Origin of the sequence: Pseudooceanicola lipolyticus, from assembly GCF_002786325.1 — a bacterium.
Taxonomy (GTDB): Bacteria; Pseudomonadota; Alphaproteobacteria; order Rhodobacterales; family Rhodobacteraceae; genus Pseudooceanicola_C; species Pseudooceanicola_C lipolyticus.
The window spans coordinates 1-16,767 of record NZ_PGTB01000001.1; the positions used below are offsets into that span (position 1 = coordinate 1).

Annotated in this window: 18 protein-coding genes; 6 read left to right on the top strand and 12 right to left on the bottom strand. The window is 64.8% G+C overall.

Annotation, left to right across the window (positions count from 1 at the left end; genetic code table 11):
• The 10 genes from CVM52_RS00005 to CVM52_RS00050 all read right to left on the bottom strand — a co-directional run.
• The coding region (locus CVM52_RS00005; protein ID WP_205964834.1) for a gamma-glutamyltransferase at positions 1–439 on the bottom strand (439 nt) is incomplete at its 3' end.
• 13 nt (positions 440–452) lie between these two features.
• Positions 453–1,961, bottom strand: coding sequence for a class I adenylate-forming enzyme family protein (locus CVM52_RS00010; protein WP_100160677.1), 1,509 nt, complete (start codon positions 1,959–1,961; stop codon positions 453–455).
• Positions 1,958–2,734, bottom strand: coding sequence for a VOC family protein (locus CVM52_RS00015; RefSeq protein WP_100160678.1), 777 nt, complete (start codon positions 2,732–2,734; stop codon positions 1,958–1,960). The genes CVM52_RS00010 and CVM52_RS00015 overlap by 4 nt, the downstream gene beginning before the upstream one ends.
• A gap of 3 nt (positions 2,735–2,737) precedes the next feature.
• On the bottom strand, positions 2,738–3,166 hold the full coding sequence (locus CVM52_RS00020; protein ID WP_100160679.1) for a PaaI family thioesterase: 429 nt from the start codon (positions 3,164–3,166) through the stop codon (positions 2,738–2,740).
• Positions 3,163–4,167, bottom strand: coding sequence for a zinc-binding dehydrogenase (locus tag CVM52_RS00025; protein ID WP_100160680.1), 1,005 nt, complete (start codon positions 4,165–4,167; stop codon positions 3,163–3,165). The genes CVM52_RS00020 and CVM52_RS00025 overlap by 4 nt, the downstream gene beginning before the upstream one ends.
• A 36-nt stretch (positions 4,168–4,203) precedes the next feature.
• Positions 4,204–5,196: an ABC transporter substrate-binding protein gene (locus CVM52_RS00030; RefSeq protein ID WP_100160681.1), complete on the bottom strand. Its 993-nt coding sequence runs from the start codon at positions 5,194–5,196 to the stop codon at positions 4,204–4,206.
• A gap of 50 nt (positions 5,197–5,246) precedes the next feature.
• Positions 5,247–6,059: an ABC transporter permease gene (locus CVM52_RS00035; RefSeq protein ID WP_240620808.1), complete on the bottom strand. Its 813-nt coding sequence runs from the start codon at positions 6,057–6,059 to the stop codon at positions 5,247–5,249.
• Between the two features lie 14 nt (positions 6,060–6,073).
• Complete coding sequence (locus tag CVM52_RS00040) at positions 6,074–6,850, bottom strand: ABC transporter ATP-binding protein (protein WP_100160682.1); 777 nt, start codon at positions 6,848–6,850, stop codon at positions 6,074–6,076.
• On the bottom strand, positions 6,847–7,581 hold the full coding sequence (locus CVM52_RS00045) for a GntR family transcriptional regulator (protein WP_100160683.1): 735 nt from the start codon (positions 7,579–7,581) through the stop codon (positions 6,847–6,849). Before CVM52_RS00045 ends, CVM52_RS00040 begins: the two co-directional genes overlap by 4 nt.
• 222 nt (positions 7,582–7,803) lie before the next feature.
• Positions 7,804–8,004: a hypothetical protein gene (locus CVM52_RS00050; protein ID WP_133119757.1), complete on the bottom strand. Its 201-nt coding sequence runs from the start codon at positions 8,002–8,004 to the stop codon at positions 7,804–7,806.
• Here CVM52_RS00050 and CVM52_RS00055 point away from each other — a divergent pair.
• From CVM52_RS00055 to CVM52_RS00065, 3 genes are all read left to right on the top strand, one after another.
• Complete coding sequence (locus CVM52_RS00055; RefSeq protein WP_100160685.1) at positions 7,997–8,980, top strand: LacI family DNA-binding transcriptional regulator; 984 nt, start codon at positions 7,997–7,999, stop codon at positions 8,978–8,980. The two genes, CVM52_RS00050 and CVM52_RS00055, sit on opposite strands and share 8 nt — an antisense overlap.
• A gap of 86 nt (positions 8,981–9,066) precedes the next feature.
• The gene (gene hisD / locus CVM52_RS00060) at positions 9,067–10,395 is read left to right on the top strand and encodes a histidinol dehydrogenase (RefSeq protein WP_100160686.1); all 1,329 of its coding nucleotides are present in this window, start codon (positions 9,067–9,069) and stop codon (positions 10,393–10,395) included.
• Positions 10,392–11,150 carry an SDR family NAD(P)-dependent oxidoreductase gene (locus CVM52_RS00065; protein WP_100160687.1) on the top strand — a complete coding sequence of 253 codons (759 nt, stop codon included), beginning with the start codon at positions 10,392–10,394 and terminating at the stop codon, positions 11,148–11,150. The genes hisD and CVM52_RS00065 overlap by 4 nt, the downstream gene beginning before the upstream one ends.
• On the opposite strand, the gene CVM52_RS00070 is transcribed toward CVM52_RS00065, so the two are convergent.
• Both CVM52_RS00070 and CVM52_RS00075 read right to left on the bottom strand, forming a co-directional pair.
• Entirely contained in the window at positions 11,147–12,814 is a 1,668-nt protein-coding gene (locus CVM52_RS00070; RefSeq protein ID WP_100160688.1) for an FAD-dependent monooxygenase, read from the bottom strand. The two genes, CVM52_RS00065 and CVM52_RS00070, sit on opposite strands and share 4 nt — an antisense overlap.
• Positions 12,815–12,895: 81 nt before the next feature.
• Positions 12,896–13,807, bottom strand: a complete 912-nt coding sequence (locus CVM52_RS00075; protein ID WP_100160689.1) for a LysR substrate-binding domain-containing protein — start codon at positions 13,805–13,807, stop codon at positions 12,896–12,898.
• 130 nt (positions 13,808–13,937) lie between these two features.
• On the opposite strand from CVM52_RS00075, the gene CVM52_RS00080 reads away from it, so the two are divergent.
• Genes CVM52_RS00080 through CVM52_RS00090 form a run of 3 tightly spaced genes read left to right on the top strand, consistent with a single transcriptional unit; the run spans position 13,938 to position 16,762 of the window.
• Positions 13,938–14,948 (top strand): TRAP transporter substrate-binding protein, encoded by a 1,011-nt coding sequence (locus CVM52_RS00080; RefSeq protein ID WP_172720858.1) that lies wholly within the window; start codon positions 13,938–13,940, stop codon positions 14,946–14,948.
• A 30-nt stretch (positions 14,949–14,978) separates the two neighbouring features.
• Positions 14,979–15,485, top strand: coding sequence for a TRAP transporter small permease (locus CVM52_RS00085; protein ID WP_172720859.1), 507 nt, complete (start codon positions 14,979–14,981; stop codon positions 15,483–15,485).
• The gene (locus CVM52_RS00090; protein ID WP_100160692.1) at positions 15,482–16,762 is read left to right on the top strand and encodes a TRAP transporter large permease; all 1,281 of its coding nucleotides are present in this window, start codon (positions 15,482–15,484) and stop codon (positions 16,760–16,762) included. Before CVM52_RS00085 ends, CVM52_RS00090 begins: the two co-directional genes overlap by 4 nt.
• The last annotated feature ends 5 nt before the right edge of the window (positions 16,763–16,767 follow it).

Sequence of the window (16,767 nt, forward strand, 5' to 3'; positions counted from 1 at the left end):
TCGCGGGCGAGACCGGGAAACCGTCGCGCGCATAGCCGATGGCGGGGCCGAACAGGGTGGCGAAGGGCAGGCTGCCATGGCGGCGCCAGAACGCCACCCAGCCCGAGACGGCGCCCGGCACGGTGACGGTGTCCCAGCCGCGCTGGGGCATGCCATCGGCAAAACGTTCCGGCGTCCAGCCGGCCGGCGACCGGCCCGAGGCGTTCAGACCGTCCAGATCGGTGCCATCCCAGCTGATCGCGAAGGCATCCGAACCCAGCCCGTTGCCGGTGGGTTCCACCACCGTCAGGCAGATCGCGGCGGCCAGCGCCGCGTCGGCGGCACGGCCGCCCTGCGCCAGCATCGATAGCCCCGCCTGGGCGGCCAAGGGCTGCGAGGTGGCAACGATGTTGCGGGCCATCACCGGGGTGCGGTGGGTCGGGTACGGGGCGTCGGGCATCGGTCTTGGTCCGTCAGTTCTGCGGTTCGGGCGTGGCCGGGGCAAGGCGCCCGGCGGCTTCGGCCTTCAGCCGGTTGCGGTCGATCTTGTTCGTCGCCCCCAGCGGCAGCTTGTTCAGGAACCAGACCCGGCGCGGGTGCTGGTAGGCGGGGCCATGGGCCAGAGTCCAGGCCTTCAGCGCCGCCTCGTCCAGACCTGCACCCGGGCGTTGGACCACGAAGGCGACGGGCTTGGTGCCCTTCACCGCGTCGGGCACGGGCACCACGCAGGATTGCAACACGTCCGCGTGGCTTTCAAGCACGGTTTCGACCTCGATGGGATAGATGTTCTCGCCGCCGGACACGAACATGTCATCGCAGCGGCCGACGAAGTGATAGAACCCCTCGGCATCGCGCCGGAACACGTCGCCGGTGTTGTAAAAGCCGTCGGCAGCGAGCGCCCCTGCCGTCTTGGCCGGATCGGTATAGCCGGTCATCATGCCGGGACTGCGGATTTCGAGCGTGCCCTCGCAGGCGCCGGCGGTGCCCAGCCGCACCTCGACCTCGGGATGCGGCACTCCGGCGGCGCCGGCCGGCTTGGGCCGCCCGTCGGGCGGGTCGACAAACACAACCGGGCCGCCTTCGGTGGTGCCATAGGCATTGATCAGCCGGGCATTGGGCAGGATCGACCGGGTCTCGGCCTCCAGCGCCTCGTTCACCGGGGCCGAGCCCATGCGCACGGTATGCACGCTGGACAGGTCGGTGCGGGCCAGCAGGTCGGTCTCTTGCAGCATCATCGCGATCATCGGCGGCACCGCGGTCAGCCAGCTGCAGCGATAGCGCGCAATCGCCTCGATATAGGGCCGCGCGCGGAACCGCGGCAAGATCACCGCCGTCGACCGGCTGGCGCAGGTCAAAACGGCCAGCGCCAGCGCGTTCATGTGGTACAGCGGCGCGGCGATCAGCAGACGCTCTTGTTCCAGCGCGTAATCCGCGACACGGGTCTCGGCCACCCAGCGGTGCGCGGCATGGCTGAGCAGCACCCCCTTTGGCCGCCCGGTGGAGCCCGAGGTATAGAGGATCAGCGCGGTTTCCCGCGGTTCGGGGGTGATCGCGCGGTGCAGCGGCGCAGCGCTTGCCAGCGCGTCAAAGGCGGCGCCGAAACACAGCCGGTCGACGGTGGTGCCCTCCAGCAGCGGCGCGTTGTCTTCTTCCAGCACCACCAGCGACAGGCCGGCATCCTCGACGATATAGCGGATGGTGGCAGCGGGAAAGGCGGGGTTGATCGGCACCGGCACGATCCCCGCCCGCATCGCCCCCATGACCAGCGCCAGATAATCCAGCCGGTTCAGCGAAAGCAAACCGATGCGGTCGCCCCGCACCAGCCCGCGTGCCAGCAGCCCGCCCGCCACTGCATTGCAGCGCGCGTCAAAGGCGCGATGGGTCAGGCTCTGTTCCGATCCGTCCAACCCGTGGGCGATGAACAACGGCTTGTCCGTCCGGTCGGGCAGGGGAAAGCTGCCGAGATTGGCAAAATCGGTCATCGGGCGGCCCTGCAGACCAGGTCCAGGTCGAGTGCGGCGATGCTGAGCGTGCCGCCGGCTGCCGTTCCGGCCCAGTTGACCCCCTGGGCCGCGGTCGCGCGGGCGGCAAGCGCGGTGCAATCGTCGAAATCCAGCACGGCGCGGGCAAAGCGGTGGCGCGGCCCCTGCCGCAGCTCCAGCGCGAAGGCGCCCAGCTCCAGCAGCCAGCCGGCGTCGGCGCGTTGCACCCCAATGTCCAGTACCCGCGCGTACAGGGCGGCCTCGGCCTTGGGATCGGGGCTGTCGGCGACCAGGCGCGACATCGCGCGAAAGCCGTTGGGATGCGTCATGTCCTCGGGCCGCCAGACCAGTTCGGGGGTGAAATGCTGGCAGAAATACACCCGCCCGGCGGGAAAGACGGTGGGCGCCAGCCGCACGGTGCGGAACCGGGCGTGGCGGGTTTCGTCCGCCAATTCGACGGGACGCGAAAATGCGATCGGTTCGGCCACTGCCAGCCCCTGCGCCGTCAACCGCGCGTACAACGCGTCCGGATCGTCGGTCTTGAAGACCAGGCCGCTCAGGCCCAGCGGGCTGTCCAGCACCTCCTGGCGCTGCTTGCCGGTCTCGGGCAGGCCCACCAGTTCCAGATAGGCCCCCGGCACCACCGCCAGGTGATTGACCGATCCCAGCGAGTGATAGCCGCGCGGGGTCAGGGCAAAGCCCAGGGCGGTAAAGATCCGCGCGGCATCCTCCATGCCGCGCAGGGTGTTTATCACCAGGTGATCCAGTTCCATCGGTCAGCCCGGTTTCGGCATCGAATACACACCGCGGCCACTGGCCAGCAGCCTGCCTTCGGCGTCAAAGACACTGGCCTCGCAGACCGACAGCGACTTGCCGGATTTGATCACCCTGCCGCGCGCGGTCAGGTCGCCCTGCATCGCCGGGCGGTGGTAATCGACCCGCAAATCCACGGTGGGCACCGGGTGGCCCAGCAGGGACACCAGCGACCAGTCGGCGGTCAGGTCGACCAGGGTGGCGAGAATGCCGCCATGGGTATAGCCGCCCTTGGGGTTGACCACCCATTCCGGTCGCCAGGTCGCGGTGATTTCGATCTCGCCATCGCCGACGGCGGTCACCGTCAGGCCCAGCCAGTCGTGAAACGGGCCCCGGCGCAGTTTCTCGGTGATCTCGGCGGGGGTCATCGGGGTGTTGTCATCCAGGCTCATGGCGTCACCACCACCTTGCCCATCACGGTGCGGTCCTCGATCATCTTCAGGCCCTCTGCGGCCTCTTCCAGCGGCAGAACCTTGTCGATCACCACCTTCAGCTTCTTGTCCTGGATCAGGTCCATCAGCGCCTTGAGATTGTCCTCGTAAAACGAGTTCGAGCCGATCACCTGCAGCTCGAAGCTCCAGATATAGCGCAGATCCTCGGTGGGGTCGTAGCCGGCAGTGGCGCCGCAGACCAGGATCTTGCCGCCGCGCTTGACGCATTTCAGCGTCGGCTTCCAGGTGTTGCCGCCGGTGAAATTGACCACCACGTCAACGCCGCCCTCATGGGTGCGCCGCTGCGGTTTGCCATATTTCGCAATCGCCCATTTCGAGAAATCCTCCTCGCGGTAATTGACCACCTCGTCGGCGCCGAGCGCCTTCAGCCGTTCCATTTTGTCGGCCGAGCCGGCGCAGGCGATCACCTCGGCGCCGAGATGTTTGGCCAGCATCACGCAGCCGGTGCCGACCCCGCCAGACGCGCCCAGCACCAGCACCTTGTCGCCGGCCTTGACGGTGTTATGCGTCACCAGCATCCGGTGCGCGGTGCCATAGGCCACCGGCAGCGAGGCCGCCTCTTCAAAGGTCACGTCGGGCGGCATCAGGATCAGCTGGTCGACGGAGACGCGGCAATATTCCGCCATGCCGCCATCCAGCATCTCGCCCATCAGGCCCTTGGCCTTGTTCAGCGGGTTGACCAGCACCCGGTCGCCGACCGACCAGCCGTCGACACCGGCGCCGATCTCGGTGATCTCGCCGGCCATATCCAGCCCGATGACCACCGGCAGCGGCACCTTGATGCCGGGCATGCCCTTGACCGTGAACACGTCGTGATAGTTGAACGATGAGGCACGGACCCGGATCACCACATGCCCTTCGTCGGCCTGGGGCATCGGGTGGTCGGTGACGACCTCGAGATTCTCGAGGCCGCCGTGCTGCTTGAGTACAAGAGCTTTCATGTCGTCTTTCTTTTTTCAGTTGAGGTATTCTGGCGGTCAGTTGCTCGCCATCGCGGCCTCGTAGGGGCCGGTCAGGAACTTGTGGGCGGCAAAGTCGCCCTGCACCTTGCCGACGCTTTTGAACACGTCGAATTCGGTCTGGAACGAGGCCACCGTGCTGTCATCCATCACCACGGTATAGATCTGGTCCCACAGCGCCGCGTAAGCCTCGGCATTTTCCTGGCTGATATTCGCCGCCTCGACCAGCGCCCTGGCCACCCCCGCCTTGTCGGCGGAGCCGGCGGTCAGCGCGTCCATCATCGCGGTGACGATCCGCGGCGCGGCGTCGGGATATTGCTCCAAATAGCTGTCGGCGATCATGCCGGCGCCCAGCACCGGGAAACTGTCGCCGCCGGCGATCTTGGCCCATTCGCTGCGAAAGCTGCCCAGTTCGCGAAACTCGGTATCCACCAGTTCCAGGCTGACGGTGCGCAGCGCGGCGGCATCGATATCGCCCTGCACCATGAATTGCGCCAGTCGCGAGTCATTGCCCGGCACCGCCTCGTAATCCGCGGCGGTCAGCCCGTAATTGCGCTCCAGAATGGCCGCCGACATCGACGAGGTGGCGCTGCCCGCCGGCGAGCTGCCGATCTTCTTGCCCTTCAGATCGGCGATCGACTGGATCGGGCTGTCCATCGGCACCACGTATTTCAGATCGGCGACCTGGGTGGCGAGGATAACGCTCATCGGCAGGCCGTCGGCAGTGACCGACAGGGCCGACCCGGCCGAGGCGGCGATGGCGAAATCGATGCTGCCGCCGGCCATCGCCTTGGTCGGGGCGTTCACGTCGGGAAAGGTGACATATTCCACCTCAAAGCCCAGGGCCTCGAAAAAGCCGCCCTGCTGCAAATAGGTGCCAAAGCCCAGGCTCATGCCCGAACTCCAATAGCCGATGCGAAGCGGTTCGGCCGTAGCGGCGGTGGCGGAGAGGCCGAGCAGGGCGCACAGGCCCAGCCCCTTCGCCGCGGCGAAGAGTCGATCAATGTTCATTTGTGTTTCCTTGCTGTTGGATCAGGAAAGTTGGGAGGAGTCTGGAGTTGTCAGTTTTTCACGGCCTTCCTCCAGGAAAAGAGCCATGTTTCCATTGGTTTAAGTAGTCCGTATTCCAGCACCAGCATCAGCGCCACCAGGGTCAGCGTCCAGGCGAAGACCTGGTCGGTCTGCACCAGGTCGGCGGCCTGGCGCAGCCGATAGCCAATGCCCGAGGATGCGCCCAGCGTTTCCGCCACCAGCACCACGCGGGCGCCAAAGCCAAAGGCCAGCCGTGCGCCGGTGAAGAATTGCGGCAGGATCATCGGCAGGTAGATCTTGCGCAGCACCTGGCCGCGGGTCATGCGGAAACTGCGCGCCAGTTCGACCAGGTCGGGATTCACCTGGCGGGTGCCCTCCCAGACATTGGTCAGGATCAGCGGCATCGCGGTCATGAACACCACGAAGATCGTCGTCGCCTCGGACAGCCCGAACCAGATCAGCGCAAAGATCGCCCAGATCGTCGAGGAAACGGTATTGATGATCACGATCAGCGGCTCGAAAAACTCTGCCGCCTTGGTCGACACGCCCATCAGCAAGCCCAGCAGCGCGCCAACCACCGCCGAGAGCCCGAACCCGGCCAGCACCCGGCTGAAGGTGATCCAGAAATCGCCCCAGAAGGTCGGCAGCTGCACCAGCCGCGACCAGGTGGCAAAGACCCGGTCGGGCGCCGGCAGGATAAAGGCCGGCATATTGCGCGAGGCCAGAAACCAGGCGGCAAAGACGATCACCGCGAAGGCGCCGCGCAGGACGATCTTGCGCGCCAGCGGGCTTCTCAGCGCCAGCGGCACCGGTGTGCGGGCAAAGCTGTTGGTTGCGGACACTTCCTGCGCTCCGCTCAGTGATAGATCGGCACGGCGGCCGAATGGTCCGAGCGCTGGCGCAGATCCCGGACCGCATCGCTGACCATGGGCAGGACCGGGTCGCGCGGATGCGCCAGCTGTAGCGGCACCACCTCTTTCACCCGGCCGGGGCGCGGCTGCAGGACCACGACCTCGTCGGCCAGAACCACCGCCTCTTCGACATCATGGGTCACGAAGACGATGGTCACCGCCCGCTCGGCGGCAATGCGCACCACTTCGGCATGCATCTGGCTGCGCGTGGCCGGGTCGAGTTTGGAAAACGGTTCATCCATCAGCAGGATCTGCGGTTCGGGGGCCAGGCTGCGCGCCAGGGCGACCCGACTGCGCATGCCGCCCGACAATTCGTGGGGGTAGGCATTGGCAAACTCGGCCAGGCCCACAAGCTCCAGCACCGACCGCACCCGCCGGTCCTGTTCGGCGCGCGGCAGGCCCAGCGTTTCGATGCCGAACCGCACATTCCCGGCAGCGGTGCGCCAGGGCAGCAGGCGGTCTTCCTGGAACATATAGGCCATGGCTGCGCCGGTCTGCCCGGCGCGCTGTTCGCGGCCATCGATCAGGACCCGGCCGCCATCGCTGTCGGTCAGCCCGGCGATGATGTTCAACAGCGTGCTTTTGCCCGAGCCCGAAGCGCCGACAATTGCCACCGATTTGCCCGTGCCGATCTCGATGCAGATATCGGACAGCACATGCAGCGGCGCGTCCCCGCGACGGTGGAACCACTTGCTGATGCCGGCCACGCTGATCCGGCTCATTCGCCGGCGCCCTTCAGCACGGTCACCAGGTTCAGCGCCTCGACCACGCCGCTGGAACGCAAGGAGTCGTTTACCGTGGCCATGACATCGGCGCGGAACACCTCGACATGGCGCCGTGCCACCGCCTCGGCCTTGTCGCCATCGCCGGTGGCCATGGCGGCGATCAGTTTGATATGGTCGCCCTCGATATTGGGGCGCGCGCCACGATCGCCAAATCCCAGCGCCACCAGCCGGCCCATTTCGTCATAGATGCCGCCCAGCATGGTGCACAGGCGGGCATTGCCCGAGGCGCGCGCGATGGCCATGTGAAAGCTGCGGTTGGCCTCGAGGAAAAAGTCGATCTGGTTGCCAATGTCGCGCGGCCGCGGCTTGCGGCACATCTCTTCCAGCCGCTCCAGCTTGCCGATATCGCATTTGCCGGCTTCCGCCGCCAGCCGGGCCGCGCGCGGCTCGAGCAGCAGGCGCAGTTCGAACAGGTCTTCGACATCCTTCAGCGTCACCGCCGACACCCGATAGCCCTGGCGCGGGATTGCCTGCACCAGCCCGCAGGCGGCCAGCCGCTGAAGCGCCACCCGGCAGGTCGCCTTGCCCAGGCCAAAGCTCTCCATCACCTCGGGTTCGCTGAGCGTGGCGCCGGGGCGGATCCGGCACGAGACGATTTCGCGCCGGAGCGTTTCAAAAGCGGTGTCCCCCTTAAGTGCCGCCGGTGTCTTGGTCACTCCTCCGCTCATCCGCATTTCTCCTGGGCATCTCTCAGTTTGTCGTGAGCAGCTTACGAATGGGTTTCAGATCATTCCAAGAACTTTTGCCCCCGGTTCAGCACTTTTGCGGCCAAAGAATTTCCGGCGCACAGGATTTCACCAATCGGTACCGGAATTGGCCTCGCAGCTGCGGGATTTGGGCAGTCCAAGCCCGGCGCCGCCCCGGATGCACCTGCGCTTGCCCGCTCTCGCTTACGGCTTGGTGCGAGCGGGCTGCGTGACCTGCTGCAACGGCTGACGGCGGCGAAATCCGCGGGTTTTTTCCTGTTCCCCCGAAACCTTCCAAAGCGGCATTTCAGAAACTGATTTGAAAGCGCGTTGAAAATATTTCAAAACTGGCAGGTAATCGCGCCGCGCGTGCCCGTGCGCGATGCAGGGAAATGCCATGTCCAAGCTGACCGCCAGAGATGTTGCCATAGCCGCCGGCGTTTCGCGCACGGCGGTGTCGCGCGCGTTTCGACAGGATCGTTCGCTTTCCGAAGACAAGCGCAACCGCATCCTGGAGGCGGCGCAGAAACTTGGCTATTTGCCGCCCTCGGCGCAAGCGGTTGCCAAATTGTCCGACCGCACGATCACCCTTGTCGCCGCCGATATGGAAAACCCCTTTTATCCGCTTGCCGCCAATGCGCTGTCGCAGGCGATTCATGCCCGCGGGCGGCGCCTGATCCTGCACGCGGTGCCCCCGGATGAAGATATCGACAGCGTTCTGCGCCAGGTCCTGGATTACAAATCCGAAGCCGCCATCGTGACATCATCGCTGATGTCATCGCGCATGGCGCGTGACTGCCGTGCCCAGAACATGCCCGTGGTGCTGTTCAACCGGGTCCAGCCCGACGAGCTTATGACCGCGGTCACCTGCGACAATTACGGCGGTGGGCGGCTGGTCGCCGACCGGTTCCTCGCTACCGGCCGCCAGAGGATTGCGATGATCGGCGGCAAAGAAAACACCTCGACCCATCTTGAACGCAGCCGGGGGTTTCGCGATTGCCTGGCCGAAGCCGGCCGAGAACCCGTTGCCGCGCCGTCGGGTGAGTTTAGCTATCGTACCGCGTTTGACGCGGCCTGCGACTTGCTTGCCCAAGCGGACCGGCCCGATGCCCTGTTCTGCGTGAACGACATCATGGCGCTGGCAGCTCTGGATGCGGCGCGGGTGGTGGGGCTGAGCGTGCCGGATGATCTGGCGGTGATCGGCTTTGATGATATCCCGATGGCGGCCTGGCCGCCTTATCGGTTGACCACGGTCCGCCAACCGCTGCGCCGGATGGTGGCCGAAACACTGGAACTGATCGAGGCGCAACTGTCCGATCCCGAGATACACGGTGCCATCCGGATCCTGCCGGTCACCCTGATCGAGCGTGACAGCGGATGAAAAATTTTCAATCCGCTTTGCGAATATTGCATGGATTGCCCCGCCCGCTCTAAGCAATGCCAGGCCCTCACCAAAAGGACAGACCCATGGCAATCGAATATCTGAAGACCGGCAAACCCGAGACCGAACGTGCGGAAGACGATGCAAAGGTGCGCGGCATCGTCGAATCAACGCTCAAGGATATCGAGAGCCGTGGCGATGCCGCGATCCGCGAGCTTTCGGCCAAATTCGACAAATACGAACCCCAGTCCTTTCTGCTGAGCCAGTCCGACATCGAGGCGCTGTTGCAAAAGGTGTCGACCCGCGACATGGAGGACATCAAGTTCGCCCAGGCGCAGATCCGCCGCTTTGCCGAGGCGCAGCGCAGCTCGATGACCGATATCGAGGTGGAAACCCTGCCCGGTGTCTTCCTCGGTCACCGCAACATCCCGGTGCAGTCGGTCGGCTGTTATGTGCCCGGCGGCAAGTTCCCGATGGTTGCCTCGGCGCATATGTCGGTGCTTACCGCTGCGGTCGCGGGCGTGCCGCGGATCGTGGCCTCGGCCCCGCCGGTGAACGGCGCCCCGCATCCGGCAATTGTCGCGGCGATGCATTTGGGCGGCGCGCATGAGATCTATGTTCTGGGCGGCATGCAGGCCGTTGGCGGCATGGCCATCGGCACCGAGACGATCAAGCCGGTCGACATGCTGGTCGGCCCTGGCAATGCCTTTGTTGCCGAAGCCAAGCGCCAGCTGTTTGGCCGGGTGGGTATCGACCTGTTTGCAGGACCGACCGAAACCATGGTGATCGCGGACGAGACGGTGGATGCCGAGCTCTGCGCCACCGACCTGCTGGGCCAGGCCGAACACGGCTACAACTCGCCCGCCGTGCTTTTGACCAACTCGCGCAAGCTGGCCCAGGAAACCCTGGCCGAGATCGACCGCCTGCTGGCGATTCTGCCGACTCACGAAACCGCCTCGGCCAGTTGGCGCGACTATGGCGAAGTCATCGTCTGCGACAGCTATGACGAGATGCTGGCGGTTGCCAATGACATCGCCTCGGAGCATGTGCAGGTCATGACCGATCGGGATGACTGGTTCCTGGACAACATGCACAGCTATGGCGCCCTGTTCCTGGGCCCGCGCACCAATGTGGCCAATGGCGACAAGGTGATCGGCACCAACCACACGCTGCCCACCAAGAAGGCCGGGCGTTATACCGGTGGCCTCTGGGTTGGCAAGTTCCTGAAGACCCACAGCTATCAGCGCATCGAAACCGACGAGGCCGCTGCCCTCGTGGGCGAATACGGGTCGCGGCTGTGCATGCTGGAGGGGTTCGTCGGCCATGCCGAGCAGTGCAATGTGCGGGTGCGCCGCTATGGCGGGCGCAACGTGCCCTATGGGCAGGCGGCGCTGCATCAGGACGCCGCGGAATGAGCGTCGCGCCGAATTTCCGGCTGGAGGGCAAGCGGGCGCTGATCACCGGGGCGGGGCGCGGCATAGGCCGCGCCATCGCCGAGGCCTATGCCGAAGCCGGCGCGGCGGTGACGCTGTGCGCCCGCTCCGAGGACGAGGTCGGGGCGCTGGCCCGTGACCTCGGCGCGCGCGGATGCCAGGCCGAGCCGATGGTGGCGGATGTCACCGATGTCTCCGGTTTCGCACGGCTTGTCGCGGCGCGCCCGGCCTTCGACGTCTTCGTCAACAATGCCGGCACCAACCGCCCCAAACCGCTGTCCGAGGTCACCGAAGACGACTATGACGCGGTGCTGTCTCTCAATCTGCGGGCGGCGGTCTTTGCGGCCCAGGCGGTTTCGGGCGCCATGGTGGCGGCGGGCATCGCCGGGTCGATCATCAACATGTCGTCGCAGATGGGCCATGTCGGCGCCGCCAACCGCACGCTTTACTGCGCGTCGAAATGGGCACTCGAAGGATTCACCAAGGCGCTGGCGGTGGAACTCGGGCCAAAAGGCATCCGGGTGAACACGATCTGTCCGACCTTCATCGAGACACCGATGACCCGGCCGTTTTTCGAGGATGCGGCCTTCAAGGCTTCGGTGCTCGACAAGATCAAGCTGGGCCGGATCGGTCAGGTCGAAGACGTGGCCGGCGCCGCCGTTTTCCTTGGTTCGGACGCCTCGGGCATGATGACCGGCAGCGCCCTGATGCTGGATGGCGGCTGGACCGCCGATTAATCGGCCGCGGCCCGGCCCGTCAGCACATCGAAAATCGACTGTGCCTCGTCCAGCGAGGCGCAGTCGCCGCGCCAGCCGACAACCTGATCGGGCCGGATCAGTGCGGCGGGTGCATCATAGAGATCGCCCACCACCGCTTCGTCGCACAAGGTCAGAACGCTCAACCGAAGCCCTCGCGACGCGGCCGCGCTACGCAAATGCTCGGCTGCCTCGGCCCCGGGCGACAATACCAGCAGCGTCCATTCGAATCCGAAGCGGTCAAACAGCGACTCGCCAGTCTGCAGCCAGGCGTGCGGTGCCCGCCCGCCCGGCTTTCCGCTTGGAACATAGACCGACGGATCGTCCGGCGGCGGCGGCGTTGTATCGTGGCAGATCACCGGCGATTGGTCATATCGCGCGCCCAGGGTGAAGCCGGGAATGGTGAATTCGTGCTGTGCGTGCCGCGCCAGATAGGCCCCGGCCCGCGCCCGCGCGGCTTCGCCGGCCGGCCCGTCTTCTTCGATCGCCGGAGAGGGCACGAACAGGCCCACGGAATCGGCGAATTTCAAGGCGAACTGCGTATTGCGCAATGCGACCGGGCGGCGTTCGGCGGTATAGCTGTCCAGCAATGCGGGATCGGCCTGTCCTCGGATGACTGCCGCAAGTTTCCAGCCGATATTGACCGCGTCTTCAATGGCGGTGTTGTAGCCCATCCCGCCGGTCGGGGTGAACAGATGCACGGCATCGCCGCCCAGGAACACCCGGCCTTCCTGGAAACGCTCCGCCACAAGGGCGCGTCCGGCCAGCCAAGAGGCGATGCCGGTCACCCGGACCGGAATGTCGCGGCCCACGGCCTGAAGAAACAGGGCGGCGGCATCCGCCTCGGACATCGCGTCTTCGCCTGCGCGCAGCTGGGTCTGGAAGACAAAGCTGCCCCTGCCATCAACGGTGGCCAACAGCGCCCGCCGGCGGCGGTTGAAGGTCCAGTACATCCAGGCGCGCGGCACCTGAAGCGCGGAATAGAATTCCGGCGCTTCCAAATAGATCGACAACATGCGCCCGCCCATGAAGTCACGCGCGGCCGCGTCATCGCCGCCATAGCGGATGCCGGCCTGTTTGCGGATGCAGCTTTGCGCGCCATCGGCGCCGAAGAGATATGTGCCCCGCAGGCTCAGCGCCTCGCCGGTGCTCAGATCCCGCGCCGCCACAGTGACGCCTTCGGCATCTTCGGAAAACCCCGTCACCTCGGTGTTAAACCGGATGTCGACGCCGGCGCAGGCCGTGGCCTTGCGCAGGAGCGTCTGTTCAACCAGGCTCTGCGGCACCCGATGCGGCAATTCGGCGGCGTTCCAGATATGCGCCTGTTCGCGCACGCAGCGCGCCGCGTCATCGGCACAGGGCATGCGGTGGCGCGCCAGTTCATGCCCGGCATAGGTGGTGAAATAGGCCAGGTCGGTGGGATGATCGCCGGGCATTCCCAATTGCCGAATTTCCTGCGCAAAGCCGTGGCGGCGATAATGCTCCATCGAACGGGCCTGCGTGGCATTGGCCTGCGGTGCGGTGGCTACACCGGCTTCGCGGTCCAGCACCAATGTTCTGATCCCGCGGGCGCCAAGTTCGAGCGCGAGCATCAGACCACAGGGTCCCGCGCCTGCAATGACCACATCCGCATTCGTAGGGTTCATGGGGTGTCCTCCGGTATTGCGCCGGAGACTAGGCATCCCGCCCGATTACGAAAGATTTCAAAATTTCCGGAGCGATGCGGTTTAGCTATCGGGATGCGCCGAGTCCGACCGCGCCAGCTGGCGCACCAGATGCACGAAATACTCGCCCGCCGGCGTTGTTCCCAGGCCGATGCGCTGCACCAGCATGATCGGTGGCGCCGCGAAATCGACATCCAGGGGAATACAGTCAAGCCAGCCTTCCACCACCGGTGCCTCGACCCATTGCACCGGCATCATCGCCAGTGCATCGGTCTGGATCAGCGTGACCAGGGCCGAAAGCGCGCTCTGTGTCTGGTACATCAGACGCGGCATCTGCAGCCCGGCATCGGCAAACACCTGCCGCAATTCATCGGGCGCATCGCGGGTGATCGAGGTGGTCATCCATTCGGCCTCCACCAGGTCGGCCAGAGTGCGCGCGCCGCGCAGCGGATGATCGCAGCGCCCCACCACCACCCGGCGATTGTCGAACAGCTTGGTAACGGTCAGATCCGTGGGATGCGCATCGTCCGGGACCGGGCCGACATAGGCATCCAGAAGCCCGTTGCGAAGGTCGGTCTGCAATGTCGGAAAGAACCCTTCGACCAAGCGCAGCCGGACCGACGGAAAGCGCCGCTTGAAGGCGGCAATCACTTCGGACAGCACACCGAAATGGGCGGCGATGGAAAAGCCAAGGGTCAGTTCGCCCTCAAGCGCACCCTGCTTTTGACGCACCGCCTCGCCGGCGCGGCGCACATCGTTCAGGATCGACATCGCCCGCAACAGGAAATCCTCACCCACCGGTGTCAGATGCACACCGCGGGCCTCGCGCACGAAAAGCTGGGTGCCCAGCGAATGCTCGAGGGCTTGTATGCTGCGGGTGATCGCCGGCTGCGCGATCCCGGTTTCCCGGGCCGCGGCGCGCAGGCTCCCGCGCTCGGCCACGGCCACGAAATCGCGGAGTTGATTGAGCTTCATGGCACCTCTGATATCAGATTGTTATCGGGATTGCATAATTGCCATCTATTTTGCAACTCAGATCTCACGTATTCGAAAACAGGAGGAAATCTCATCATCTTGGTGGGAAAAGAAAGATCGGGAGGATCTTATGAAACATCGCTTGTTCACCGCAGCGCTGATCTGCGCCATGACCGCCGCAGCCCCTTCGCTTGCTGCCGATTTCACGATGAAGATCGCGTCTCCTGCGCCGCTGAATGACAAGGATGCACTTTCCGCCTGGTTCACGGCATTCGAAGCCGGCGTCGAAACCCGCAGCGAGGGGCGGATCGATGTGCAGCTCTTTCCGGGCGGGCAACTTGGCCCGATCCCGGCCACCGTCGAAGGTGTGGCGATGGGCACCATCGAGGTAACGGTGCCGATCATCGGTTTCCTGTCGTCGCTCGATCCGCGCTTTCAGGTGCTGGACGCGCCGGGGCTTTTTGATGACGAACACCACGCGATGGCCACGCTTTCCGATCCATCGGTGCGCGCGATGTTGTCCGGCTTCGGCGCACGGTCGCATGTCGAACCGCTTGTTGTGCTTACCAGCGGTCAAAGCGTCGTGGTCTCCGACGCTCCCATCGCCGGCGCGGCCGATCTTGCCGGTGTCAAGTTGCGCACCGGCGGCGCGACCCCGCTGCTGAACGAACCGATGGCAGCGATTGGCGCCTCGCCGGTCGCCATGTCGCTGGGCGAGGCGCTGCCGGGCATCCAGACCGGAACCATCGACGCGGCCAATATCAACATGCCGGTCGCCATTGGCTTTAAATTCGCCGATGTGGCACCGAATGCCAGCTATCTTCCCGGCAGCTTCACCATCGTGAGCGCGGTGGTCAGCAAGGATTTCCTCGGCCTGATCGGGCCGGACCTGGAGGCCATCGTGCGCGAGGAGGCGGAGCGCGCGAAAGAGGCCTATGCCCAGAAACTGGACAGCGGCGCGGCGTTCTTCGAAGGGCTCTGGACACAGCATGGTGGCCAACTCACGGTTTTCACCGAGGCGGAACGCGCCAGCTATCTGGCGGTGATGAACCAGACCGTGCAGGAAATCATTGCAACCGACGATCAGTTGCAGTCCGACTATGGGGTACTGAAAACCGCGGCTGACGCGGCGCGCCAATAGGCAATGCGAGGGCCGGGCAGGGAGTTTCGCATGGCTGACAGAGTGATCAACGGGCTGCTTACCGTTCTTGGCCTTGCCCTGATTGCCATGGTGGCGTTGAGCGTCTGGAACGTCTTCAGCCGTTATGTCCTGGCTTCGGCAATCCTCTGGGCCGACGAGGTTCTGGTGTTTGCGATGATCATGCTTGCCTGGCTTGGTGCCATCGCCTGTGCCTGGCGCAATTTCGTGATCCGCATGGATATCCTCGTCAATATCCTGCCGACGGCGATACAAAGAACCTTGTCACTGATCCAGCTTTTCCTGGTTGCGGGGATTTGCCTGTGGACGGCCTGGCTGTCCTGGGGCTATGTGCTGCGGCTTTTCCGCTTTGGTATGACCAGCGACGCCGCCGGACTTCCGTTGTGGATCGTGCATGGCGCGATCACCCTCAGCCTGTTTGTGATGGCGATGATCGCGCTGTTGCGTTTCGTCCGCCTGGCGATCTGGGGCAGGCAACAAGGCTGGCAAGGCCGGCTCGCCACGGGAGAAAAGCAATGAATTTTGCGCTGATCACCCTGCCGGTCCTGCTGTTGGCGGCAGGAACGCCGATCTTTGCCGGATTGCTGATCGCTGCCACCGTCGCGCTGGCCTTTTTCATGAACATACCGCTCAACGCGGTGCATCAGAACCTTTTCGGTTCGCTCAATTTCAGCGGGTTGCTGGCGGTTCCCTTCTTTATCTACGCCGGCGAACTGATGTCGCGCGGCACCGTTTCGCAGCGCCTGGTCGATTTCGTGCATTCTTTCGTGGCGGGCGTACCCGGCGCGCTTGGGGTAACCACGGTGGGGACCGCAACCGTTTTTGGCGCGATCTCCGGTTCCAGCGCGGCGGCGGTCGCATCGGTGGGAAAGGTCATGAGCCCGTCGATGGACGCCGCCAAGTATCCCCGCCGTGTCACCGCGGGGCTGGTGACCTCGGTCAGCGCGATCGGAATCGTCATTCCGCCCTCGATCCCGATGATCGTATACGGCGCCTCGGCCGAAGCCTCGATCCCCCGGCTTTACGCGGCGGGGGTGCTTCCGGGCTTGCTGTTGGCCGGCGCGCTTGTCGTATTTGTCATCTTCAGGGCGCGCCAGGCGGGCCATGGCGATGCACAAAGGGTCTCGGCCCGGGGCATTCTCAGCGCAACACGGCGGGCGATCTGGGCGCTGGGAGCACCGATTATTGTCCTGGGCGGGATTTACGGCGGGGTGTTCTCTCCGACCGAGGCGGCGTCCGTCGCCTGCCTTTGTGCGATGGTTGTCACCCGTTTGGTGTTCCGCGAACTCTCTTTCGCCGATATCCTGGAATCGGCCAGAACCGCGGTCCTGGCGTCCGCGCAGATCCTTGTGATCGTGGCTGCGGCGGGGCTGTTTTCCTGGGTGCTTACGGTGAATCAGATACCGCAGACCTTGGTTGGCTGGATCGCCGCCTACGAGGTTGAACCCTGGCAGTTCCTGCTGGCTGTGAACATCCTGCTGTTGCTGTGGGGCTGTGTGATGGAACCGATGTCGGCAATTCTCTTGCTGACGCCCATGCTGGTGCCCCTGGTGGACGCGCTTGAAATCGACAAGGTGCATTTTGGGGTGGTGATGACGCTCAACCTGGCGATCGGGCTGTTTACGCCCCCGTTCGGCATCAACATCTTTGTCGCGCAATCCGTGCTGGGGATGAAAACCACCGATATCTATCGCGGCGTGTTGCCCTATTTCATGATTTTCCTGCTGGTGCTTCTGGTCGTCACCTATGTCCCGGCGATTTCCCGGATCAGCGCCGAGCTGCTTATGTTTGGCTGAACCGC